The following is a 25,972-nucleotide window of genomic DNA, read 5'->3' on the forward strand; positions in this document are numbered from 1 at the left end:
TAACTCCAGTCAGAAAAGGGCGGGTGAGGGCGAGTTCTTCCAGGCCATCACCGCGGTGATGGCTTGCCAGGGAGTCAGGCGCGGATCGCACAGGCTCTTGTATTGGCTGGCGACCCGGTCCAGCTCCATGACGTCGGAAACGCATTCGCTGACCTCGTCGGGAGTGGTCTCCAGATGCAGGCCGGCAGCCACGCCCCCAGCCGCAGTCACGGCATGCTTGAAGGCGATGATTTCCTCGGTGATGGTCCGCACCATGCGGGTCTTGTTGCCGCACGGGGCGACTATGGTATTGCCGTGCATCGGGTCGCTGAGCCAGATGATCTTGTGCCCGGCACCGCGGACCGCTTCGACCAGGGGCGGCAGGCGATCACCGACCTTGTGCGCGCCCATGCGGGCGATCAGGGTCAAGCGGCCCGGCTCGCGACGCGGGTCCAGGCGTTCGCAGAGGCTCAGCAACTGCTCGCGGGTGATGTCCGGACCGACCTTGCAAGCCACCGGGTTGAGCACCTCGCTGAGCAGCGCCACATGGGCGCCGGTCAATTGCCGGGTGCGCTCGCCGATCCACGGCCAGTGTGTCGAGCCGAGAAATACCCGGCCTTGTTCGTCCTGGCGGACCTGGGGCAGTTCGTAGTCCAGTACCAGCATCTCGTGGCTGGTCCAGGCCGGTGAACCGCTCAGTGGCTCCTGGTCCACAGGTTCGCTCCAGCCCAGGTGCTGCATGATGTCCTGGGCGGCCCGATAACCACGCACCAGGCGCTGGGCGTCATGTTGGCGATGGCTGTCGACGGCCTCGCGGCCGTTGACCATGTCACCGCGATACACCGGCAACTCGACGTCGCCGATGCGTTCGCTGTTGTTGGAACGGGGCTTGGCGAACTGCCCGGCGATCCGCCCCACTCGCACCACCGGCTGTTGGGTCACCAGGCGCAATGCACCGGCGAGCATGTCCAGCACCGCGGCTTTGCGGGCCACGTGGTTGGGAGAGCTCTCGCTCATGTCCTCGGCGCAATCACCGGACTGGATGACCATCGCCTCGCCGCCGGCGACCTTGGCCAAGGTCTCCCGCAGCACCAGGACGTCTTCGACGCGAATCAGCGGCGCGCTGTCCCGGAGATAGGCCTGCGCATCGTGCAATTGTGAAGGTTCGCTCCATTGAGGTTGCTGCAACGCTTCACAACTTAGAACTCGGTTCAGTAAGTCTTCCATGATGCGATCACTCTCTGGATGGGATTCAGGTAGGAATGCCTTCGCGCTTGATCTGCGGCACCGGAATACCCAGGGCGCGCAGTTGCTGGAAGACATTCATGAACTCGCGGTTCTGTTTGATCTTGCCGTCCTGCAATTCGAAAGAATGCAGGAAGTGATTTTCGTAATAACCTTCCGGATATCCTGGAAACAGGATCTTGCCGTGTCCATCGCACTCGACCCAGATATGATTGGGATCATCGGTTTCAAATATCTGGATGTTGTACCACTCCCAATCCGGGAAGCACTTGAGTGACCAGACAGCATGTTCGGCCAACTTGGACTTGCCGTTGATGGCAATTGGCGCACCGGTATCCGTGGTCCAGAGGCCGCCAGAACCATCCTCGGTAAATAGCTCGTGACGACGCAGGCGGTCTTGGCCCTTGGTATGCATGTATTGCTCTACGGTGGCGCGATTTTTCCGGCGAAGTTCAGTGGTGTCGTGCTCATTTAGTTGACGTGCAGCGCTGTTTGGCATGGTCTTTCTCCAATGTTTTAAGGACTTGACTTATGAGGCAGGAATACCTGCACGCTGGATCTTCGGTACCGGGACACCGAGGCCGCGAAGTTGGTCGAAAGGGTTCATGAACTCACGGCTCTGGGTGATCTTGCCGTTGTCCAGTTCGAAGGAATGAATGTAATGATTCTCGCAATATCCCTCGGGATAACCCGGTACCCGAGTCTTGCCACGAGCGTCGCTTTCCACCCAGAAGTGATTGGGATCGTTGGTGGCGAAAATCCGTACATTGTGGAATTCCCAGTCCGGGAAGCACTTCTCGATCCACGCGCCGAGAGCGGCGAGCTTGGCATGGCCCCTGAATTCCAGGGGTTTTCCGGTTTCGTTGGTCCAGGAAGCGACGCTGCCATCCTTGGTGAACAACTCATGGCGACGTAGGCGATCTTTGCCATTAGTACGCATGTACTGCTCGACGGTAGCTCGATTTTTCCTGCGAAGTTCAACTTGATCATCAAAGTCGCTGGGAGCGCTTGAAGCAGTCATGGGCAGCATCCTCACTTAATTAGAACCATTGTTTTCTAAAATAAAGTAAATGTCTGGTTAACTATTTCTGGGCGAAATTAGTTTCAGCCATCAAGAATCTTGCTGTTGTAACGGCGTTGAATGGGGGTTGTTTATACACTTGCGTTTCTTGGCGTTGGAACTACCAGATCTTGTAGCGAGGGTGGCTAAGAAGCCATTCGGAAGGACTGTTTCAGTATCGTGAAGAGAATCGTGCGTTCGTCGTCTTAAGACCGGTAATGGCCTAGTAATATCGAGAGTAGATACTGGCTTATGGCTAGCGAGTTTAACTATATAGTACAAATCTAGTATTAGTACGAAGACGTCTATGGAGCTTCCGATTTACCTGTTGACATGAGTTCAGTTTGGTCTAGTCTCACGACCTCGTTCAAACTTTAGTGGTGTTCAAAATGGAATTAGGACAGCTGTTTGGATGGGACGCTTATTTTTACAGTATCTTTGCACAAGCCGCTGATACTGAAGAATTCAGGGTTATCGCGATGAGAGCCTTGCATGAACTGGGTTTCGACTTCTTTGCCTACGGCATGTGTAGCGTGACCCCATTCATGCGCCCCAGGACATCTATATATAGCAATTACCCCGAGCACTGGGTGCAGCGCTACCAGGGGGAAAACTACGCCTTGATCGATCCGACGGTGAAGCACAGCAAGCTTTCCCCGGCCACGATCCTGTGGACTAACGAGCTATTTCGCGACAGCCCACAGTTCTGGTCCGAGGCCAGGGATTCGGGCCTGTGCCATGGCTTGGCGCAACCTTCGTTCAATGCCCAGGGGCGAGTCGGCCTGCTGAGCCTGGCACGACGGAGCAAGGCCATCAGCCTCGAGGAGTTCGAGGCCTTGAAACCTGTGACCAGGGCATTCGCCATCGCTGCCCATGAGAAGATCTCTGAACTGGAAAGCGATGACAGCGTGTTCAATGCCCAGGTCGAGTTCAGTGGACGGGAATGCGATGTGCTGCGCTGGACTGCCGATGGCAAGACCTCGGAAGAAATCGGCGTGATCATGGGGGTGTGCACCGACACGGTGAACTACCACCACCGCAACATCCAGCGCAAGATCGGCGCCAGCAACCGGGTCCAGGCGGTGTCCTACGCGGTTGCCCTGGGCTATATCTGAGCCGCTGCCGAGTCGCCTGCGGGCGGCTCGGCCTGTTCAGGCGGTTTCCTGCAAAGGGGTATTGCCACTCAAAGTCGCCGGTGCCAGGGCACGGCGATGCTGTTCGCGATGGGCCGAAAGCTTGATGGCGATGAGTTTTTCATCCTGGTGCAGGGTCGGCGGCCCCAGCCGTTCATAGTGCACGCCATTGATCTGGTAGTAGCGCGCCATGCTCCGGTTGACCACCCCGACGATGGCCTCGGCCCCCGCCTGGCTGGCGACCTTCAGGCTTCTCCAGAACAACGGCATCGCCAATTGTGATTCCCGAGTAGTGAATCGGGTCATTTCCCAAATGGCTGGGTGCCTGGGCGGTGCGCCTGAGCAGGTCTGGCTGAAGACGCCTTCGAGCAGGTTGGGGCAGGTGGTGGGTATCAACCGCGAACAGCCGAGGATGGCGCCTTGCCGGTTGATGGCCAGGATATACCGGGCATGTTCGGTATCGTACTGGTCCCATTCGCATTGGTCCGGATGGGGATGGGCCGGCAGTCGCCATCCCAGCCGTTGCACGAACTGTTCGTAGCGGAAACGCCCTAGCGAAAAACGCAACTCATCGTTCATCTCGCTCAGCCTGTGCTCTTCCATGTGCATGCTGGATGTCCTCGAGGGTAGGTAAAGCGGTCCCTTATAGAGGACCGGTATCGGCTTGGCACCTACAAGATCTGGTAGTTTCCAAGGCCTTCCATTGGGGCTGGGCGCTTTACACGGGGGCCGTTCCTGGAGGCCAACACCTCACCGCCCCCTCGCCGGTACCGCTGGGTGTAGTGCAGGTGCGCCATGGTTGGCGATGAGTTCCTGGCCGATTGCGCAGATTCTCCATTGCCCGCAGCGCTTGGCCAGTTCGAAGAAGTAGCGACCATAGGAATAGAGAAGAGGGCCAGGGGCTGGCCCTCGTGCGATCAGCTGCGAATGAATGCCAGCAGGTCGGCATTGATGGTATCGGCATGGCTGGTAGGCATGCCGTGGGGTAAACCGGGGTAGAGCTTGAGCGTGCCCTTGGCCAGCAGCTTGGCCGAGAGCACCCCCGAGTTATGGTGGGGCACGATCTGGTCGTCATCGCCGTGCATCACCAGCACCGGGATGCCGATGCCGGCCAGGTCGGCACTGAAGTCGGTCTGGGAAAACGCGACGATGCCATCGTAGTGGGCCTTGGCGCTGCCCATCATGCCCTGGCGCCACCAGTTGCGGATCACGCCCTCGGACGGTTTAGCCCCCGGTCGGTTATAGCCATAGAAAGGCCCGGCCGGAATGTCCTGGTAGAACTGGGCGCGATTGGCTTCGAGCTGCGCCTGCAAGTCGTCGAACACCGACTTGGGCAGACCTTCAGGGTTGCTCTCGGTCTTGACCATCAGCGGCGGTACGGCGCTGATCAATACCGCCTTGGCTACCGCATCCTCGGGATGCCGGGCGATGTAGCGCACCACTTCGCCACCACCGGTGGAATGGCCGACATGCACTGCCTTCTGTACCCCGAGGTGCTTGACCACCGCCGCCACGTCATCGGCGTAGTGGTCCATGTCGTGCCCGTCCCACACCTGGCTCGAGCGCCCGTGGCCACGGCGGTCATGGGCCACCACCCGGAAGCCGTGCTTGAGGAAGAACAACATCTGCGCATCCCAGTCGTCCGAACTGAGTGGCCAGCCGTGGTGGAAGTAGATGACCTGGGCGTCCCGCGGGCCCCAGTCCTTGTAGAAAATCTCGACTCCGTCTTGTGTGGTGACATATCCCATGTTCGCATCTCTCTCTTATGTAGTGCAGGAGCGTTGGAGGTCGGTTGCGTACGAGCCTGCGGTGCCTGGCGTTGAGGGGCAATGGCCGCGCGTAGCTAGAGCGTAGCGGCTTTGGCGCGCACCATCGTTCGGGGGCAGCGCGAGTCTGTCCCGGCTGTCCGGGAGTCGAGGCTAGGTTTGAAGCCGACTTGAAGGTCAATACCTTTGGTCGGTCCGCCTCGGCCTGTGTCGCTGGGCGTCATGACGCCCCTATACCGGACAACGCATGGGGTATGGAGTTGCAGTCCGATAGCGGGCCTTGAGTTCGTCGCCACACCGCAATTGCGGGCGCCGGGTCGATGGCGTTCGGGCCTGTCGGTGCCAAGTCCGTGGATCGAGGTTTGACAGCTGACCTGTTGCTACTACGCTCGTACCGTCGTCTTGCGGCAATCGACCCGGGTCCGCAGGACCACGGCAAAAACAACAAAGTCATTGATCACGCAAGGTATGCATCGTTGCTGCTGGCAAGCCTCGGACAGTCACTGTTAAAGGGAATTACTGTGTTCAGGAACGCGGATACGTCGGCCTTGCTTCTCGCTGAACCTCCATCGAAGCCATGGCTGGAACCGGGGTGGCCTTGTGCATCCGTGCTCCCGGGCAGGCGCCTGTGGGATCGTCACCCGCGTCCCCTGGAGGACGATTAGCCGCCCGCGCACCCCCGCACGAAATCGATTCTTCATTTGCCTGAGCCCGTGGCCGGCGCTCCCATGAGCCTGTCCCGCCGACGGGATGACACGGATAAAAGCTGCCGGGCCCGGTGGCCGAACCTGACAGGGAAGTCGCGCAGTGTCTGACAACAACTCGACCAATGGCGGCCCACGGGGCATGTCGCAAGAGGGGCGGCCTGGTGACCAGGTTTCGGAAGCAGCGATCATCGCCGGCTGGAACGCTACGGACCACCCATACCCGCTGGACCTGTGCCTGCACCAGTTGATCGAACAACAAGTGCTGCGTAGCCCCGACGCTGTGGCCGTGGCGTTTGCCGACCAGTGCTTGAGCTTTGCCCAGTTGAATGCCCGGGCCAACCGTCTGGCTCACTACTTGCGCGAACTGGGAGTCGGGCCCGACAGCCTGGTGGGCGTGCAGATGGAGCGCTCGCTCGAGCTGATGGTGGCCTTGCTGGCAATCCTCAAGGCCGGTGGCGCCTACTTGCCGCTGGACCCTGGCTATCCGCAGGAACGCTTGGCATTGCTCATCGACGACGCCTCGGTCAGCGTGGTGCTGACCCAGCGGCGTTTTGCCCCGCGACTGGCCGAACACGCCGTCCAGGCATTGTGCCTGGATGACCCGCAGAACCAGGCGCTGCATGCCAGCGAGGCCAATCCCTCGCTCATCAACAGTCCCGCCGACCTGGCCTATGTCATCTACACCTCCGGCTCCACTGGCCGCCCCAAGGGCTGCATGTTGCCGCACAAGGCCATTTGCAACCGGCTGCTATGGATGCAGCGCCATTACGCCGTGGGGCCGGATGAGCGGATCCTGCAGAAGACTCCCTTCACTTTCGATGTGTCGGTATGGGAGTTGTTCCTGCCGCTGCTCAGTGGCGCCTGCCTGGTCATGGCCCGGCCCGGTGGCCACCAGGATGCCCACTACCTGGTGGAGATCATCAAGGCGCAACGGATCACCATCTGCCACTTCGTGCCTTCGATGTTGCGCTTGTTCCTCAAGCATCCGGCGGTGGACGAGTGTCGATCGTTGAGCAACGTGTTCGTCAGCGGCGAGGCCCTGACCCACGATTTACTGCTGCTCTACCGTTCACTGCTCCAGGCCCGGTTGCACAACCTGTACGGCCCCACCGAAGCTGCGGTAGACGTCACCTGGTGGGTCGCCGAGCCACGGGCCGACCGGCGCGTGCCAATCGGACGACCCATCGACAACATTCGCATCCATATCCTCGACGCCGGAACCGCGGCGGTGCCCATCGGCCAGACCGGCGAATTGTGCATCGGTGGTGTCGGCCTGGCCCGCGGGTATCTCAATCGACCCGAGCTGACGGCGGAGAAATTCATCCGCGATCCGTTCTGCGACGAGCCCGATGCTCGCCTGTACCGCACCGGCGACGAGGCACGTTTCCTCGATAACGGCGAGATCGAGGTGCTGGGGCGCTTCGATTCCCAGGTCAAGCTGCGCGGCTTGCGCATCGAGCTGGGCGAGATCGAAACCACCTTGAAGAGCCACCCTTCGATCAGCGATGCGGTGGTGCAGGTCCAGGATGCGGGATCGGAGGACCCCAAGCTGGTGGCCCATGTCGTTGCCCAAGGGCTGGACAAGAAGGCCGTGCGCGATTTCATCAAGTCGCGCTTGCCGGAATACATGACGCCGAACCGGGTGCTGTTCGTCGAGCAGATCCCGGTCACCGCCCATGGCAAGGCTGACCGCAAGGCACTGCTCGAGGGTAGCAGCGGCCCTGCAACCGGCGCCCGGGCATCGACGCTGGATGTCCAGGCGCTGGCCGCGTGGCTGCAAGCGCACTTTCGCCAAGCGCTGGAACTGACCGAGCTGGCACCTGACGACGATCTTTTTGACCAGGGCGCGACCTCCTTCACCCTGGTGCAGGCGATCCACAGCATTCATCAGCAGTATCAGGTCACCTTGCCGGTGCAGGTGCTGCTGGAGCGACCGACCATCGCCGCTATCATGGCCTATATCCTGGACGACAAGGGGGGGCTGGCGGACTCGCCAGCGCCGGCAACGACGGCGCCAGTCTCGTCCACCCATGGCGCGTCCGGATCGGAGCCAATCCGGCTGGAACCGGTGAGCTTCGATCCAGCTGCCTATCTGCGCACTACGCAGGTTACGCCCGCCGGCCGCGAGCAACTGGGCCAGCTGTTGTCGTTGCTGCGCGAAGTCTCGCTGCAAGGGCAGGGCAAGTACCTTTATTCATCGGCCGGCGGCCTCAATGCCATCCAGTGCTACCTGTACGTGGCCCAGGGGCGGGTCGAGGGCTTGCCGGGAGGCGCCTGGTACTACCAGCCACGGCTCAACCGGCTGCTACCGGTCAGCGTGCCGGCCCGGGACGTGCCCCAGGACCCGCGACTGGCCGGGGCCGATTTCGCGCTGTTCCTGGTCGCCGAGATGGCCGCCATCGAACCCATCTACAACCATGCCGCGCCGGCGCTGCTGGTCCTGGAAGCGGGGTACATCGAGCAGCTGTTGCTGTCGCGCCAGGCAGGACTGGGCCTGGCGCTGGCCCCGGTACAGGGTTTCGAGGTTGCGCCACTGCGCCAGTTGTTCGCCTTGCAACCCAGCCATCGGGTCCTGCATTGCCTGGTCCAGGGCGGCTCGGCCGCCAGCGCGAGCCTGGTACCGGGAGCTGGATTCGGCGATTTCCTGAGTGCCAGCACCAACGGTTTCGACTTGCCGGGCCAGGCAGCGCTGGAGCAGTTGCACCAACAGCAACGGCAGATTCGTCGCGACTTGCCGGAGCAGGGCGAGCAGGTCATCGAACTGCCTTGCCTGGCGATCGGTGCTGAGGCGCTGCGCCTGCGTGCCACCAAGCGCCAGTACGCCGAGACCCCGCCGAGCCTGGCGCAATTGAGCCGCGTCCTGGGCATGCTGCGGGCCGCCGCGGATGGCGCCCATCTGTATCACGTCGACTCCAGCCTGGAGCTGAAGATCTACCTGCAACTGACCGCTCCGGCGCCCCGGGAGGCGGGGCAGGAGCCATGGCTGCCTGCCGGTATCTACCGCTACCACGCCGCCAGCCATGCCCTGAGTCGCATCGGCGAGGCTGACCCGCAGTTGTTCAATGGCAGCTATACCCCCTTCAACCGCAAGCACGGGCAACAGGCCCGGCTGCGGATCTTCATCATCGCCGGCCAGGCGCCGGCCCATGGTGCGGACAGTCGCTATTTCAACCTGCTGCAAGCCGGACGGATCGGCCAGTTGCTCCTGGAAAGACAAGGCGAATTCGATATCGGGCTGTGCCCCATCGGCTCGATGTACTTCGATAAGGTTCGCGCTGCCTTCGCCCTGGACGAGGGCGACGAGCTGCTGCACAGCTTCGTTGGCGGCACCGTGATCCAGCAACTGCCCCGGGGCTGGCCGCGCCTCGAAGTGGCGGGCACCTGCGCCGCGGAGCCTGATGAGCCGCTGGCGATCGTCGGGATCGGTGGCCGCTATCCGGGCGCCGCAGACGTCCGGGAGCTGTGGGATAACCTGAGCGCCGGGCGTTCGTCCATCGCCAGCATCAACGCCGGTACGCTATTGCATGGCCAGCAGGCGGCAGCCGTCGGGCCGCATTGGTCGGTGGGAGCCTTGGCCGATAAGCAGCTGTTCGATCCGTTGCTATTCAATATCACCCCCGCCGAAGCCAGGACCCTGGACCCCCAGGAGCGCCTGTTCCTGCAAGCGGCCTGGCATTGCCTGGAGAACAGCGGCCATACCGCCAGCAGCCTGCGCCGCAGTGCCGGGCGGGTCGGAGTCTTCGTTGCCGCGATGTGGGGCGATTACCAGCACCACCAGCCCGGCACGCAAGGCCAGCGGGCGAGTTCCTTGCATTCGGCGATTGCCAACCGAGTTTCGTTCTTCAACGACTTCGATGGTCCCAGCGTAGCCTTCGACACCTCCTGTTCCTCGGCACTGACCGCCCTGCATTTCGCCTGTGCGAGCATCCGCCAGGGCGAGTGCCGGGCAGCGCTCGTCGGTGCAGTGAACCTGATCAGCCACCCCTCGCACCTGGAGCTGTTGAGCTCCCTGGAGCTGCTGTCCGCAGAGGGCCAGGCCCATCCGTTCGGCCTGGACGCCAATGGCTGGGTGGCGGGCGAGGGCGTCGGTGCCCTGTTGCTCAGGCCGCTGGCGGACGCCAGGCGCGACGGCGACCAGATCCTTGGCCTGGTCCGCACCACGGCCATCGGCCACAGCGGCAGGACGCTGCGCTACGGTGCTCCAAGCACCGACAGCCAAGCGGCGTCGATGAGCCAGGCATTGCGCCAGGCCGGGCTGGACGCCGAGGCTATCGGCTACGTGGAAGCCGCCGCGCCGGGCGCCAGCCTGGCCGATGGCGCCGAGTTCGCGGCTATCGCCAAGGTCTTCGGCCAGCGCCAGGGCGATACACCGCTGCCCGTGGGCTCGATCAAGGCCAACATCGGCCACCTGGAGTCGGCCTCGGCGCTATCGCAGATCACCAAAGTGCTGATGCAGTTCAAGCACCGGCAATTGGCACCGACCCTGGGGTGCGTACCCCTGAGTCCCCTGGTGGCCATGGAGCACGGCAAGCTGGCCATCGTCGACAGCCTGCGTCATTGGCAAGGGCCGCCGCGAGCCTTGATCAATGCCTTCGGTGCCAGTGGCTCCGCTGGCCACCTGATCCTCGAGGCGCCGCCGCCGGCCGATGCCAGGACGCAGCCTCACGGTCCCTGGCTGTTTCCATTCAGCGCCGCCAGCGATGAACAACTGCAGCGGCTGCTGGCGGCCTTTGCCAGCGATCTGCAGGCTGGCCGCCTGGATGAGGCCAGCCTGGGCGACATCAGCTATACCCTGTGCGTGGGCCGGGTCGCCCTTGGCCATCGCCTGGCGCTGGTGGCCGAGAGCGCGGCGCAATTGCTCGAGCTGCTCGGGGCTGGCACGGGTTCGTCGTTGCTGCGTGGAACGGCGGGCCGGGAAGTACGGCCGCCGGTCAGCGAGGCGGATTTGCAAGGACTGGATCGCCAGGCCCTGGAGGCCGTCGCCAGCCGTTGGGTCGCAGGCCAGGTCGACTTGCAGCAAATTGCCCGGCATGAATGCCGGCGCGTGGCCCTGGCGCCGTATCCCTTTGCGGGCCTCGATTGCCATATCGCCGCTCCCGCCAGCAGCGAACTGACCGGGCCCGCCCGCGACGACAGCCTGCAAGCGGCGCTTGAGAGCTATCTCAAACAGCATTTTTCCAAGGTCTCGGCCATTGCCGAAGACAGCCTCGACAGCCAGCAGAGCTTTGATCGCTACGGCCTGACCTCGTTGATGATCACCGAGCTCAACCAGCGCTTGGCGCAAGCTTTCGGTGAGTTGTCCAGCACCTTGTTCTTCGAATACCAGAGCATCAGGGCCCTGGCGTCCTGGTTCGCCACCGAGCATCCGGCGCGCAGCCGCCAGCTGCTCGGGCTACGGGAGCCGGCCAAGGCTGGCATGCAGATCGCCGGCAGCGAGCCAAGGTCCGCGCCCGAGCGGCAGCCGGCGCAGCAGGAACAACCGATCGCGATCATCGGCCTGGCCGGGCGCTTCCCCGGGGCGCCCGATGTTGAGAGCTTCTGGGACAACCTGAAGAATGCGGTGGACAGCATCGGCGAGATTCCCGCCGAACGCTGGCAGAACCAGTACTACTACAGCCAGGACCGCGGCCAGAAAGGCAAGATCAACACCCAGTGGGGTGGCTTCATCGACGATGTCGATCGCTTCGACCCGTTGTTCTTCAATATTTCCCCGCGCGATGCCGAACGCATGGATCCCCAGGAGCGGATCTTCCTGGAGACCGCCTGGCACACCCTGGAAGATGCAGGCTACGACCGCGCCGCGCTGCAACGTCACTACCAGGGCAACATGGGCGTGTTCGTCGGCGTGATGCACGGCGAGTACCTGCTGTATACCCGCTCCACTGCCAGCGACTGCACTGACGATGCGGTCGATGCCTCGTTCGGCTTGATCGCCAACCGGGTGTCCTACGTCCTGGACTGCAATGGCCCGAGCATGGCGGTGGACACCCTCTGCTCTTCATCGCTGACGGCCTTGCACCTGGCGGTACAGAGCCTGCGGCGGGGTGAGTGCCGAGTGGCCCTGGCCGGGGGCGTCAACCTGTCGCTGCACCCGAACAAGTATTTCATCCAGTCGCAGTTGACCATGTCTTCCAGCGACGGACGCTGCCGCAGTTTCGGCGAAGGCGGCGACGGCTTCGTGCCTGGCGAAGGCGTCGGCGCGGTGTTGCTCAAGCCGCTGGCCGAGGCCCAGGCCGATGGCGACAACATCCACGCGGTGATTCGTGCCACTTCGATCAACCATAACGGCAGGACCCACGGCTACACGGTGCCCAGCCCCAACGCCCAGGGCGCGATGATCGCCGAGTCCCTGGCCAAGGCCGGCATGGATCCACGGGAACTCAGCTACATAGAGGCCCACGGCACCGGCACGGCGTTGGGCGATCCGATCGAAATCAGTGGCCTGCAACAAGCCTTCGCCCAACGCAGCGCCGCCTTGGGCCGGCCGCCGGTTGCGGCCCGGCACTGCGCGCTGGGCTCGGCCAAGTCGAACATCGGGCACTTGGAGTCGGCCGCGGGGATCGCCGGGGTGGCCAAGGTACTACTGCAACTCAAGCATCGGCAGTTGGCGCCATCGCTGCATTCGCAACGGCTCAATCCGGCGATCGCCTTCGCCGAGTCACCGTTCCATATCCCGCAGCAACTGCAAGAGTGGCGCCAGCCGCTGCTGGATCTGGACGGTAGCGAACGCGAACATCCATTGGTCGCTTCTGTCTCGTCCTTCGGTTCCGGCGGCTCCAACGGGCACGTGATCATCGCCCAGTACCAGGCCCCGGAGCGCTCGCCGGCCCTTGCCGACCAGCCTGCGATCATCCTCTTGTCCGCGCGGACGCCGCCCCAGCTGCTGCAACAAGTCGAGCGTCTACGGCAATGCCTGCAACGTCGCGCCCTGGAGGGCCAGCTGCCGCGTCTGGATGACCTGGCCTTCACCCTGCAGCAGGGCCGCGAGGCACTGGAGTATCGCCTGGCGTTCAGTGCCACGAGCATCGATGAGCTACAGCAGCGCCTGGCCCAGGGCCAAGCATTGCTGGCCAGCACGCCTCAGTGCTCGGGGTGCTTCGACAACCTGTACCTGGGCCGCGTCCAGGAGAACAAGGCGGCGATGGCGGTGCTCGCCCATGATGAAGACATGGCGGCGACGCTAGTGGCCTGGGCCGACAAAGGCAAATACCAGAAACTGCTGGAGCTCTGGGTCAAGGGCCTGGCGTTCGACTGGACACTGCTCGGGGCTGCGCCGGGGACGCTCCGGCGCATCAGCCTGCCGGGGTATCCCTTCGCCCGCGAACGCACTTGGGTCCGTGGCGACTTCCAGTTCCCGCCCCAGGCCCAGCGGGGCGATGCCGGGCATCTGCATCCGTTGTTGCAACGCAACGTGTCGGACCTGGCGCAGCAGAAGTTCACCTCGATATTCACGGGTAACGAATTTTTCCTGCGTGATCACCGGGTGCGCAAGCAGAGGGTATTGCCCGCGGTGGCTTACCTGGAAATGGCACGCGAGGCCATCAGCCAATCCCTGGGTGAGCAGGGGGCCGCTCCCCTGGCCCTGTGCAACCTGGTATGGGCGCAACCGCTGGCGCTCGACGAACAGGACGGCGAGCCTCTGGGTGTCGAGATCCTGGTGGACAGCCTGGACCCGCAGCGCCTGGGTTTCCAGATACGCGCGCCGCAGGGCCAGGCGCTGTACTGCCAGGGCGAGGCGCTGCTGCAGGGTATACCCGAGCCACCAGCGTCCCTGGCGGCGTTGCAGGCGAGTATCCAGGAGCGAAGCCTGGACGCCGACACGCTGTACCGCGCCTTCGACAGCGTCGACATCCACTACGGCCCCAGCCACCGGGCGGTAAGCCAGTTGCACACCGGTGCCGGACAATTGCTGGCGCAGATCGAACTGCCGCAGTCGTCGAGGGCAGGGCATGGGCCGTTCGTCCTGCATCCGAGCCTGATGGATGGCGCCCTGCAAGCCACCGTCGGGCTGCTCCTGGCCAAGCGGCTGGAGCAGGGCCAGGCGGCGCTGTTGCAGACCACCCGAGTGCCTTTCGCATTGGCCGGGTTGTGGCAGAGCGGGGCGGCGCTGGGGGAGCGGATATGGGCCTGGGTGCGTGATGCCCGGCAGGCCGTGGATGTCGGTCAGTCGAGCTTCGATATCGATATCTACAACCAGCAGGGCGAGCATTGCCTGGCCCTGCGGGATTTTGTCCTGCGGGAGCTGAAGGCGCCGTCGGCCCTGCAAGGCTTGCTGGACGATCGCGCGCAGGCCGATTGGTACCTGCTGGAAAAATGGCAGCGTGTCGGTGTGCAAGTACAAGCGCCGGACACCGGACGGTTACTGACGATCGCCCATGACGTGGATGGCCAGCGGCAGTTGGCGGCGCGTTATCCGCAGGCCGCCGCGTTGCTCCTGGACGGCAGCGAGTCCATCGAGACCCTGGCCGCGCGGTTGGCCGAGCTGGGCCCGTTGGAGCAGGTGCTGTGGCTGGCGCCGAGCGAGGCACAGCAGTCGAGCGGCGTCGCCGACATGATCCACGCCCAGCAGGCTGGGGTCCTGGGTTTGTTCCGCTTGCTCAAGGCGGTGCTGGCGATGGGCGGCGACAGCCAGCCGCTGGCCTGGACGCTGATCACCCGCGCCACCCTGACGGTATTCGATCAGGCCAGCACGCTGCACCAGGCCGTCCATGAACCGGTGGCGCCTGCCCATGCCAGCGTCCACGGCCTGGTCGGCGCGATGGCCAAGGAGTACCGCCATTGGCGGATTCGGCTGCTGGACCTGCCGGCCGGCGACGCTTGGCCGAGCCAGGACCTGTTGGCATTGCCCGCCGACCCGCAAGGCGATGCACTGGCCTGGCGCGACGCGGCCTGGTATCGACCCAGCCTGGTGCCTTGCCTGCCCCCCCAGGCCGCTACGCTCAAGGACCCCTATCGCCAAGGCGGGGTCTACCTGGTGGTCGGTGGTGCCGGTGGCATCGGCCGCTGGTGGAGCGAGCAATTGATCCGCAGCCATGCGGCGCAGGTCATCTGGATCGGGCGTCGTGAACAGGACGACCCGATCACCGCGGCCATCGACCAGCTCGCCCGGCTGGGCCCGGCGCCACGCTACATCAGGGCCGATGCCGGCAATCATGCCGCGCTGCAACAGGCCGTGGCGCAAGTGCTGGCCGAGCATGGGCCGATCCATGGCGTGATCCACGCCGCGCTGCAGCTCGAGGATCGAAGCCTGGCGCGCATGCAGCCTGGGGAGTTCGCCGCCGCGCTGGCCGCCAAGGTCGACGTCAGCGTATGCCTGGCCGAGGTATTCGAGCATCAGCCGCTGGATTTCATGCTGTTCTTCTCCTCGCTGCAGAGCTTCACCAAGTCCCCGGGCCAGGGCAACTACGCCGCCGGCTGCACCTTCAAGAACGCTTTCGGCCGCTATCTGGGGCAACGCCGCAGCTACCCGGTGCAGGTCATCAACTGGGGCTACTGGGGTGAGATCGGCTCGGTGGCCGGCGAGGACTATCGGCGGCGGATGGCCGGCCTCGGACTGGGCTCGATCGACGGCGAGTCGGCGCTGCAAGCCCTGCGGGTGCTGCTCGCTGGTGAGGCCGAAGGCCAGGCGCCGAGCCAGTTGACCTTCCTGCGTGCCACACGCAGCCTGGGTGAAACCTTCGGCCAGCTGGCACTGCCGGCCCCTGCCGGCGGCCCGTTGGGGGAATACGCCGAACTGCGTCCGGCTGCCTACCCCTCGTTGCTCCCGCGGATCCAGGACCGCCTGCGTCCGGACAGCCAGCAGGTGCGCGGCGTGGTGGCACAGGTGCAGGCGCACAAGGCGCTCATCCATACCTTGCAGTTGCGCCTGCTGCAGGCCCAGCTCGAGCGCTTGGGCTGCTTCACTTGTCCAGGCGAATCGGCCATCGATATGCAGCAGCGCTGCAAGCTGTCGCCGATGTACCAGCGCTGGCTTGCCAAGAGCCTGGAAGAATTGGCGCAGCATGGCTACCTGCGGCTGGAGGACGGCGTATACCACGACACCCAGGTGCGGCCGGTGGCACTGGAGGCGTTGTGGCAAGAGTGGGCCGGGCACCAGCCGGCCTGGCTCGAACACGCCAGCCTCAAGGCCGAGGTATTGCTGGCCGAGGCGAGCTTGCAGGCCCTGCCGCGGATTCTCGATGGCCGGATCCCGGCCACCGACATTCTCTTTCCCGATGCCTCGATGGCTCTGGTCGAGGGCATCTACAAGCACAATCCGCTGTCCGATTTCTTTAACGAAGTACTGCTCGACGCGGCCTTGGAGTTCGTCCGCGGCCGCCTGGAGCAGGCGCCGCAGGTGCCGATCCGGATCCTCGAGGTCGGTGCCGGCACTGGTGGCACCAGTGCCCGTGCCTTCGAAAAGCTGCGACCGTTCCAGGAGTGGATCGCCGAATACTGCTATACCGATGTCTCCCAGGCGTTCCTCAGGCACGCCCGCCAGGCCTATGGCCCGCAAGTCCCGTACCTGGCCTGCCAGCCGTTCGATGTCGACCAGCCATTGGCGGTCCAGGGTATCGAGCCAGGCACCTATGACCTGGTGATCGCCACCAACGTCCTGCATGCAACGCAGGATCTGCGCCGGACCCTGAAGAACGTCAAGGCGCTGCTCAAGCACAACGGCCTGCTGATGATCAACGAGATCGCCGGCAATGGCTTGTTCACCCACCTGACCTTTGGCCTGCTCAAGGGCTGGTGGCTGTTCGATGATCCGCAGCTGCGCCTGCCCGGCGGTCCGGCGCTGGCTCCACGGCAGTGGAAGCAGGTCCTGGAAAGTGAAGGCTACCGCCAGGTGCTGTTTCCGGCCCTGGCCGATCACGACCTGGGCCAGCAAGTGATCATCGCCCGAAGCAATGGCGTGGTCTGGCAGGATCGCTGCGAGCCCCTGGCAAGCGGCGCCGGCACCGCGGCGCGCCCGTCACGCAGCGCGACGCAAGCGCCATCGCCATCGCCAGCATTGCCCAGGCCGCTCGCCGCGCCATTGGCGGTGGACGACAGCCAGCTCAAGGCGGGCATGATCGACCACCTCAAGCAGGTCATCGGCGGGCTGTTCAAGATCGCTCCGCAAGAGATCGACGCTCGTGAAGCGCTGGAGACCTACGGCATCGATTCGATCCTGGTAGTGCAGCTCACCAACTTGCTGCGTGACCAGCTCGATGGGGTCAGCAGCACGCTGTTCTTCGAATACCAGACCGTCGAGGCCCTGGCCGGGCATTTCGTCGCTACCCAGAAAGAACGCCTCAAGTCCCTGCTGGGCGTGGACCAGGCCGCGCCACCGCCGGCTCCCGCCGCCGGAACGAGCGGGCAACCGATCATCCCGGGCAAGTCACGTTTTGCCTCGCCGCCACCCGTCCAGCCCCCATCCGGCAGACCCGGTACCGATGTGGCCATCGTCGGGCTGGCGGGACGCTACGCCAATTCGGCCAACGTGCGCGAGCTGTGGCAGCACCTGAAGAACGCCAGCAACTGCATCAGCCAGGTACCGCGGGAGCGTTGGGACTGGCGCCAGTATTTCGACCAGGTTCCCGGTACTCCCGGGCGCATCTATACCCCTTGGGGTGGCTTCATCCACGAGATCGACAAGTTCGACCCGCTGTTCTTCCACATCTCGCCCCGCGAAGCCTTGAAGATGGACCCACAGGAGCGCCTGTTCCTGGAAGAGGCCTACCAGTGCATCGGCGATGCCGGCTATACCCCGGCGCGCCTGGCCGAGGGACAGCGGGTCGGAGTGTTCGTCGGTGTGATGAACGGCGCCTATAACCGGCAGTCCAGCTACTGGTCGGTGGCCAACCGGGTGTCCTACCAGTTCAACTTCCAGGGGCCGAGCCTGGCGGTGGACACCGCCTGTTCCTCATCGCTCACGGCTATCCACCTGGCGCTCGACAGCTTGCACAGCGGCGTCAGCGACTGTGCGCTGGTCGGCGGGGTCAGCCTGCTGGTCGATCCAGTGCACTACATGGGCCTGAGCGAAATGCAGATGCTCTCCACCGGCCAGCGCTGCAAGGCGTTCGGCGCCGACGCCGACGGATTTGTCGCCGGCGAGGGTGTAGGCGCCTTGTTGCTCAAGCCGCTGGCCCGGGCCGAGGCCGATGGCGACCGGATCTACGGCGTGATCAAGGGCAGCATGCTCAATGCCGGCGGCAAGACCAACGGCTACACCGTGCCCAACCCCCTGGCCCAGGCGCGCCTGGTGAGCGATTCGCTGGCCCGCGCCGGCGTCGACCCCAGCTCCGTGAGCTATGTCGAAGCCCATGGTACCGGCACCGCCCTGGGCGATCCGATCGAGATCGCCGGCCTGGCGCGGGCGTTCAATGCCGGGGCGGGCACTGCGCGCACTCAGTACTGTGCCATCGGCTCGATCAAGTCCAACATCGGCCATTGCGAAAGCGCGGCCGGTATCGCCGGGATCACCAAGGTGCTGCTGCAACTCCAGCACCGGCAGCTGGTGCCGTCGCTGCACGCCGATGCGCCAAACCCGGAAATCGATTTTGCCGCCACCCCCTTCAGGGTGCAGAAAACCCTGGCCGAGTGGCCCCAGGCCCAGGTCGAGGTCGGCGGTGTGCTCAAGGCGGCGCCGCGCATCGCCACCGTGTCGTCTTTCGGCGCCGGTGGCGCCAATGCCCACCTGGTGCTCCAGGAGTACCAGGAGCAACGGCCCAGGCCCGCCATGGTCGTGGACGAACAGCGACCGGCGATCATCCTGCTGTCGGCCAAGAGCCGCGAGCAACTGTTGCAGCAAGCCCGTTCGCTGCTCGACGAATTGACCCACGAGGCAGTGCAAGGGGCTGGCTTGCCAGCGTTGGCCTGCACCCTGCAACTGGCGCGCGAGGCCATGGAGCAGCGCTGTGGATGGCTGGTCGGTTCGTTGGCGCAATTGCAGGAACGGCTGCGCGACTTCATCGCCAGTGGTGCCACCCAGGCCCGCACTCGAGCCAAGTCCGCCACGCCGTTGCCCGGCCCGGCGCTTGGCCACGACATGCACCGGGCGGCCAGCCAGGCCGCCCTCGACGCCTGGCTGGCCGGTGCCGACCTCGACTGGCAGCAGATGTATCCGCAGGGCCGTCCGGCGCCCCTGAGCCTGCCGGGCTACCCCTTCGCCCGCGAGCGATACTGGCAGGCTCCCGCGGCCCGGGAGCTGCCTGTCAGCAGCGGCGAAACCCACCTGCATCCGCTGCTCCAGCGCAATGTATCGGACCTGCATGGCTTGCGTTACCTGACCCGCTTCAGCGGTACCGAAAGCCTGCTGGCCGAGCATCGTGTCAACGGCCAGGGCGTGCTGCCCGGGGCGGCGATGGTCGCGATGATTCAGGCGGCGTTGACCGCAGCCCTGGGCGGCGCGCTACCCGCCGGCCAAGCGTTGCTGGTTCGCGACCTGGCCTGGCACCAGCCGTTCAGCGTCGAAACCGCCGCTGCCGGGGAGCTGTTCCTTGAGGTGCAAGCACAGGCGCAGGACCAGTACCGGGTCGGCCTCTATTCCTACGATCATGCCGCCCAGCTGCAACTGCATTGCCAGGCGCAGGCCGCCCTTGGCGTGGTCCCGGCGCCGTCGCTGGAGGCCGCCGGCGGCGCTCCGCGGACAGTGGATATTCAGGCCTGTTATCGGTGCCTGGCCGCCATGGGCATCGAGTATGGGCACAGCCATCGTCGCCTGTTGACGCTGGAGCGCTGGGAAGACCGAGCCTTGGCCCGGGTGACCCTGGAGGATCCGGCGGCGAACGCGGGCTTCGCCATTCATCCAGCCTTGCTCGATGCCGCCATGCAAGGGGTCATGGCCTTGTTGCTGGATGAGCTGGGCGAGCGGCCACCGCTGCTGTTGCCCGACAGGGTGGGGCAGTGGGTGCTGCTGGCCGATTGCCCGGCAACGTTGCAGGTACGAATTCGCCGGGCGGGCGGTACGGCCCCGGGCTATCGCTTCGACCTTGAGTTGTTCGACGAGCAGGGCCAGTGCTGCGCCTTGCTCCACCAGTTGTCGTTCCGGGTCGCCACTGCCGGTCCCGAAGCGAGCGACGGCTTGCTGTGCCGCAAGCAGTGGCGCGAGGTCCAACCGGCCAGCGCGATTCCCGCGCCGGACCTCGATCGACAGGTGCTGGTCCTGGGCCAGCATGAAGCCTTTGCCGGGCTGGCCGAAGCGCTACAGGCCTCGGGCATCGGCTGTCATGCCTTGGCGCCGGGCGACTACCAGCAAGCCGCGCAGGCCCTGGCTGCGCAACTCAAGCCCTTGCTCCAGGACGCGCGGCCATGCCTGCTGCAGCTGTTGATCGCCGCCGATGAGCCTGTGGGCCATGTCGGCCTGGCCGGGCTGTTGCGCAGTGCCAGTCGTGAGCAGCCGGCGTTGGCCTGCCAGGTGGTCGAGGTGGCGGCAGGGCTCGCCCCTTGGCAACTGGCCAGTGCCTTGGCGGCCGAGGCGGTCGATCCTGCGGAGCGCCAGCTGCGCTACCTGGCCGAGGCCGGGACGTTGCGGCGCCAAGAGTTGTGCTGGCTGTCCCAGCCCCTTGGCGACGGCCCCGCGCCGTGGCGAGCGGACGGCGTGTACCTGATCACCGGTGGCCTGGGCGGGATCGGCATGATCATGGCCCGGGCGATCGGATCGGCGGCGCCCCGAGCCCGCGTGGTGCTCTGTGGCCGCACGCCGGCGACTGCGCCCGAGGCGCTGGAGAAGCTGGCCCAGTTGGGACCGGGAGTGGAATACCAGGCCCTGGACCTGGCCGCCGCCGACCAGGTCCAGCGCTTGATCGACGACCTCATCGAGCGTCATGGCGCACTGCACGGGATCCTCCATTGCGCGGGTATCACACGTGACGCCCTGCTGGTGGACAAGAGCGCGCAAGACTTTGCCGCCGTCCTTGCCGCCAAGGTCGCCGGCGCGCAGCACCTGGACCGCAGCAGCAGCGGCCTGGCGCTGGACTTCTTCGTGCTGTTTTCCTCCATCGCCAGTGTTCTGGGCAACGCCGGACAGTGCGACTACGCCGCCGCCAATGGTTATCTGGATGCCTTTGCCAGCCTGCGCAACCGCCAGGTCGCCGCTGGCGACCGGCAAGGCCGGACCCTGGCGATCAACTGGCCGCTCTGGCAGGCGGGCGGCCTGCACATGAGCGCTGGCGCACGTCGCCTGCTGGCCGAGCGCACGGGCATCGAAGCCATGGCCAGCGCCACCGGCGTCAAGGCGTTCTACCAGGCATTGCACAGCGATGCGGAACAACTGATGGTCCTGGCTGGCCGCGACGGCGAGAAACTGCGCGCCTTGCTCGACGCCGGCCCGGCGCCGGTGGCCGAAGTCGTGGCGCTGGAGGCTGTGGATGTGGCGAGTTGGCTGCGCCAGTTGCTGGCCAGGACCCTGAAGCTGGCACCGCAACGGCTGGACGAAGAGCTGCCGTTCGAGCAGTACGGGCTCGATTCGCTGATGATCCTGGAAATGACCGCCGTCCTGGAAAAACGCTTCGGCCCGCTGTCCAAGACGTTGTTCTTCGAGTACCCGAGCCTGCGCGCGCTGGCTGGCTATCTTGCCGCACGCCAGGTCCCGAGCCCTGTATCGGCACCGCTCGCTGAGCAACTGCGCGGCCTGCTGGCCGAGGTCTTGCAGCGGCCGCTGGAGCGCAGCGACGACTCGCGCTGTTTCGAGGAGCTGGGGTTCGACTCATTGCAGATCCTCACGCTCACCCGGCGCCTCGGACAGGTGTTCGGTGCGTTGCCGCCGGCCTTGCTGTTCGAGCATTGCAGCCTCGACGCCCTGGCTGGCTACCTGGCGGCGCGGACCACCAAGGCGCCAGGGCGCGCCCCTGGCGCTGCGCTCCGGCGTCTGTTCCACAGCGCTGCGCCGCCGCCCCTGGCGAACCCGCCGGTGCATGACGATATCGCGATCATCGGTATCGCCGGGCGCTATCCGGACGCCGAAGACCTGGAGGCCTTCTGGCAGAACCTCAGCCAGGGCCGCAACAGCATCCGCGAGATTCCTCCCGAGCGCTGGGACTGGCGCGACTACTACAGCGCCGACCGCGGCCAGGCCGGCGTACATAACAGCAAGTGGGGCGGGTTCATCGCGGACATCGACCGGTTCGATCCACTGTTCTTCAATATCTCGCCACTGGAGGCCGAGCTGCTCGATCCCCAGGAACGGCTGTTCCTGCAAACCGCCTGGGCGGCCATGGAGGACGCCGGCTACAGCCGCCAGCTCGGCGCCGGGCAGGAGGGCTCGGGGCTGCAGGTCGGCGTCTATGCCGGGGTGATGTACAACGAGTACCAACTGCTGGGCGCCGAGGCCAGCCTGCGCGGCCAGCGCATGGGGTTCGCCGGCTCCAGCGCGAGCATCGCCAACCGCGTGTCGTTCTGCCTCAACTTGCAGGGCCCGAGCCTGGCGGTGGATTCGATGTGCTCCAGTTCGCTCACGGCCCTGCACCTGGCTTGCCAGGACTTGCACAGCGGCCGTACGAGCATGGCCATCGCCGGCGGCGTCAACCTGACGCTGCATCCGAACAAGTACCTGATGCTCAGCAGCGGCCAGTTCATCTCCAACCAGGGCCAGTGCGCCAGCTTCGGTGAAGGCGGCGACGGCTATGTCCCGGGCGAGGGGGTTGGCGTGGTGGTGCTCAAGCGCCTGGCAGATGCCGAGCGTGATGGCGACCAGATCCATGGCCTGATCAAGGGCAGCCACCTCAATCACGGCGGCAAGAGTACCGGCTACAGCGTGCCGGACCCCCGGGCGCAGCAAGCGGCCATCAGCGGCGCGCTGGCCGATGCCGGGCTGGAGCCGGCAGCTATCAGCTACATCGAAGCCCACGGCACCGGCACCCGCCTGGGCGATCCGATCGAGATCGCCGGCCTGGACAAGGCCCTGGGCCCGCGTACGCCGGACCAGACCTGCTGGATCGGCTCGGTGAAGTCCAATATCGGACACTGCGAGGCCGCGGCTGGAATCGCTGGCCTGACCAAGGTGCTTTTGCAGCTCAAGCACGGACAAATCGCGCCTTCGCTGCATTCGCAGACCCTCAATCCCTTCATCGATTTCGCCGCCACGGCCCTCAAGGTCAACCAGCAGCTGCGCCAGTGGCCGCAGGCAGTGCAGGCGGGCCGGCCCATGCCACGCATCGCCGGGCTGTCGTCGTTCGGCGCCGGGGGCTCCAATGCCCACCTGATCGTCTCCGAATACCCACGGCCCCGACCGTTGGCGAGCGATACCGCACAGCCGCAGATGATCCTGTTGTCGGCCCGCGAGCCCGAGCAATTGCGGCAGATCGCCGGGCGCCTGCTGGCCAGGCTGGAACGGGCCGAGGCCGGCGACAGCCTGGCGGCGGTGGCCTGGACCCTGCAAGTGGGGCGCGAGGCCATGGCGCATCGCGCGGCGCTCGTCACTTCGTCCCTGCATAGCTTGTTGGGGTCGCTGCGCGCGCTAGCCGGCGGCGACAGCAGCAGCTGGATTCGCGGTGACAGCCAACTGGCCAGTCAACGGCTCGAGCAATTCAAGCAGCAATGGCCCGACTCCCGGCAGGAGCCGCTGATCGAGTTGCTGGCCCAGGGGCAGTGGCAGCAGGTGCTGGAATTATGGTGCGACGGCTTGCGGATCGACTGGGCCGCGTTGCGCGCCGGGCAGGGCGAGCGCCCCCGGCGCATCGGCCTGCCGAGCTATCCCTTCGCCAGCGAGCGTTACTGGGCGCCCGTGGGCGGCCCGCGGCCACCGGTCCCGGCGGCACATCCATTGTTGCAGGCGCGGCACCCGAGCCCGGAGCATCCGGCCTTCACCAGCCTGCTGCGGGGTGACGAGCCCTGGCTGCGCGATCACCAGGTGGCCGGGCACAAGACTTTGCCCGGTGTCGCCTACCTGGAGATGATCAGGGTCGCCGTCAGCCAGGTTCGCGACGCGGGAACCGCTCGGGGCATGGTCATCGAGCCGCTCCATTGGCTGGCGCCCTTGACGGTGCTAGGGACGCCGCGGCGCTTGCAGCTGGACCTGCAAGCCACGGCGGGCCACCTGGCGCTCACCCTGCACAGCCTTGACGGCGACCAGCCGGTGGTGCATTGCCAGGCCCGGGTCAGCGCCGCGACACCCGCGCCAACCCAGACGCCGGACCTGGCGCAGTGGCGGGCACGATCCTGGGTTCGCCAGCTGGAGGCTGAAGCCGTCTACGGGCTGTTCCAGCGGATGGGCCTGGACTACGGGCCCAGCCACCGCGCGATCCGCCAGCTGCAGATCGCCGAACAGGACGGCCAGCGCCAGGTGCTGGCGCGGCTGGAACTGCAAGACCTCACGCCCGGATCTGACTGGTGGCTGGAGCCCGGCATGGCCGACGGCGCATTGCAGGCAGCCATCGGCCTGTTGCTGCCACTGAGCGGCGAGCTGGCCGGCCCCTGGCCACTGCTGTTGCCCTTCGCCTTGCAGCGCCTGGAACTGATCGCCCCTTGCCAGCGACGGATGTGGGCGTTGCTGTGCAGCGACCCGCCACGCCAGTGCTGCGACATCGACCTGGTGGACGACCAGGGGCGGCTGTGCGCACGGTTCATCGGCTTGAGCTCCAGGAGGCCCGATACCGTGACGGAAAACAAACCATCCAGCGCTACACGGCACCTGCTGGCGCCGGTCTGGTCGGTGCTCGACGGCGCATCCCAAGAACAGCAAGCCCAGGGCCCGGTATTGGTCTTGGGCGCCACACCGGCGCGCCGCCAGGCGTTGGCCACGCTTTATCCCCGGGCGGAGCTGCTGGAGGATGGCCGGAACGACTATCTCGGCGTGCTGCAGGCCCACCCCGGCCTCGAGGAAGTGGTGTGGCTGGCGCCGCCCGTAGAGCCCGGCGCGGACCTGGTCGCTGCGCAGCAACAGGGTGTCCTGGCGCTGTTCCGGCTGATCAAGGCCCTGCTGGAACTGGGCCATGGTCGCGCCTCGCTGCGCCTGACCCTGCTTACCGCCCAGGCGCTGGCCATCCATCCCGGCGAGTCCTGCGATGTGACCCATGCCGCGGTGCATGGGCTGGCCGGCTCGCTGGCCAAGGAATACCCGCATTGGACGGTGCGCCTGGCGGACCTGGCCGAGCAGCAACTGCCGTCGCTGGGTGGCGCGCCGTTCGCCGCGCTCGCCTCCGGCGAGCCGCTGGTGTTGCGCCAGGGCCAGTGGTGGCGCCGGCAACTGGTACAGGTCAAGGCCGATGCGCTGGCGGCCGCGATACCGGTCTATCGCGACGGCGGCGTTTACCTGGTCATCGGCGGTGCCGGTGGCATCGGCGCCGTCTGGAGCCAGCATGTGATCAGCCGGCATCGCGCCCGTGTGATCTGGGTCGGACGGCGGGCGCTGGAGGGGGAGGTCGCGGCGAAACTCGACGAATTGACCGCCATCAGCTCGATGCACGGCGCTCCGGCGCCGGTCTACCTGCAGGCCGACGCCGCGGATGCGCAGCAGTTGGCCAGGATCGAACGCGAGGTGGGCGAGCGCTTTGGCCGGATCAATGGGGTGGTGCATTCGGCCATCGTGCTCAAGGACCGTAGCCTGGCCAACATGGATGAGCAGACCTTCAGCCAGGTGTTGCAGGCCAAGGTCGCGACCAGCGTGGCCCTGGCCCAGGCCTTCGGCGCGAGTGCCGCGACCCTGGACTTCGTGCTGTTCTTCTCTTCGATGATGTCCTTCAGCACCGCCGCCGGACAAAGCAACTACGCGGCGGGCTGCACTTTCGCCGACGGTTTCGCCCGCCAGCTCGGGGAGCGCTGGGCTTGCCCGGTCAAGGTGATCAATTGGGGCTACTGGGGAAGCGTCGGCACGGTCAGCGACCCGCGTTATCGGCAGCGCATGCAGGCCCTGGGGCTGGGCTCCATCGAGCCGGAGGAAGGCTTGCGAGCCATCGATCAACTGCTGGCCGCAGACCTGGACCAACTGGCACTGCTCAAGCTCCTGGCGCCCGTATCGAACGAGGGCCCGGACAGCCTGGACGGATTACTGGGCCGCGAGCAACTCACGCTCGACACCCGGCCGGTGCCCGACACCGCGGCCCTGCAGGAGCGGCTGCGGGAACGGCTGCTGGCCTTGGCCGCGCTTACCTAGAGGCCGCAGCCGGCATTCATTCATCCAAA

7 protein-coding genes are annotated in these 25,972 nt (G+C 65.5%); 2 read left to right on the plus strand and 5 right to left on the minus strand.

The features are described from left to right. Positions 1 to 9 precede the first annotated feature (9 nt). The 3 genes from AC3WK8_RS18795 to AC3WK8_RS18805 are packed head-to-tail and all read right to left on the minus strand — an operon-like array spanning position 10 to position 2,245. The gene (locus AC3WK8_RS18795) at positions 10 to 1,206 is read right to left on the minus strand and encodes a 3-deoxy-7-phosphoheptulonate synthase (protein WP_103325492.1); all 1,197 of its coding nucleotides are present in this window, start codon (positions 1,204 to 1,206) and stop codon (positions 10 to 12) included. A gap of 25 nt (positions 1,207 to 1,231) precedes the next feature. Then, on the minus strand, positions 1,232 to 1,723 hold the full coding sequence (locus AC3WK8_RS18800; RefSeq protein ID WP_031321683.1) for a PhzA/PhzB family protein: 492 nt from the start codon (positions 1,721 to 1,723) through the stop codon (positions 1,232 to 1,234). 30 nt (positions 1,724 to 1,753) lie between these two features. Next, entirely contained in the window at positions 1,754 to 2,245 is a 492-nt protein-coding gene (locus tag AC3WK8_RS18805; RefSeq protein WP_085599374.1) for a PhzA/PhzB family protein, read from the minus strand. Between the two features lie 428 nt (positions 2,246 to 2,673). Between AC3WK8_RS18805 and AC3WK8_RS18810 the strand changes: the two genes are divergently transcribed. Next, the gene (locus tag AC3WK8_RS18810) at positions 2,674 to 3,399 is read left to right on the plus strand and encodes an autoinducer binding domain-containing protein (protein WP_085599372.1); all 726 of its coding nucleotides are present in this window, start codon (positions 2,674 to 2,676) and stop codon (positions 3,397 to 3,399) included. A 36-nt stretch (positions 3,400 to 3,435) separates the two neighbouring features. On the opposite strand, the gene AC3WK8_RS18815 is transcribed toward AC3WK8_RS18810, so the two are convergent. Together AC3WK8_RS18815 and AC3WK8_RS18820 are read right to left on the minus strand one after the other, a co-directional pair. Then, the gene (locus AC3WK8_RS18815) at positions 3,436 to 4,026 is read right to left on the minus strand and encodes an acyl-homoserine-lactone synthase (RefSeq protein WP_103325491.1); all 591 of its coding nucleotides are present in this window, start codon (positions 4,024 to 4,026) and stop codon (positions 3,436 to 3,438) included. 308 nt (positions 4,027 to 4,334) lie between these two features. After that, positions 4,335 to 5,165, minus strand: coding sequence for an alpha/beta fold hydrolase (locus tag AC3WK8_RS18820; protein WP_103325490.1), 831 nt, complete (start codon positions 5,163 to 5,165; stop codon positions 4,335 to 4,337). An 825-nt stretch (positions 5,166 to 5,990) separates the two neighbouring features. Between AC3WK8_RS18820 and AC3WK8_RS18825 the strand changes: the two genes are divergently transcribed. Beyond that, entirely contained in the window at positions 5,991 to 25,943 is a 19,953-nt protein-coding gene (locus AC3WK8_RS18825) for an amino acid adenylation domain-containing protein (protein ID WP_207245085.1), read from the plus strand. Positions 25,944 to 25,972 lie beyond the last annotated feature (29 nt).

Source organism: Pseudomonas sp. FW507-12TSA, from assembly GCF_058781435.1.

Excerpts from the sequence above, each read along its gene's own strand:
- AC3WK8_RS18795 (WP_103325492.1), bottom strand. The coding sequence starts at position 1,206 with ATGGAAGACTTACTGAACCGAGTTCTAAGTTGTGAAGCGTTGCAGCAA.
- AC3WK8_RS18800 (WP_031321683.1), bottom strand. The coding sequence starts at position 1,723 with ATGCCAAACAGCGCTGCACGTCAACTAAATGAGCACGACACCACTGAA.
- AC3WK8_RS18805 (WP_085599374.1), bottom strand. The coding sequence starts at position 2,245 with ATGACTGCTTCAAGCGCTCCCAGCGACTTTGATGATCAAGTTGAACTT.
- AC3WK8_RS18810 (WP_085599372.1), top strand. The coding sequence starts at position 2,674 with ATGGAATTAGGACAGCTGTTTGGATGGGACGCTTATTTTTACAGTATC.
- AC3WK8_RS18815 (WP_103325491.1), bottom strand. The coding sequence starts at position 4,026 with ATGCACATGGAAGAGCACAGGCTGAGCGAGATGAACGATGAGTTGCGT.
- AC3WK8_RS18820 (WP_103325490.1), bottom strand. The coding sequence starts at position 5,165 with ATGGGATATGTCACCACACAAGACGGAGTCGAGATTTTCTACAAGGAC.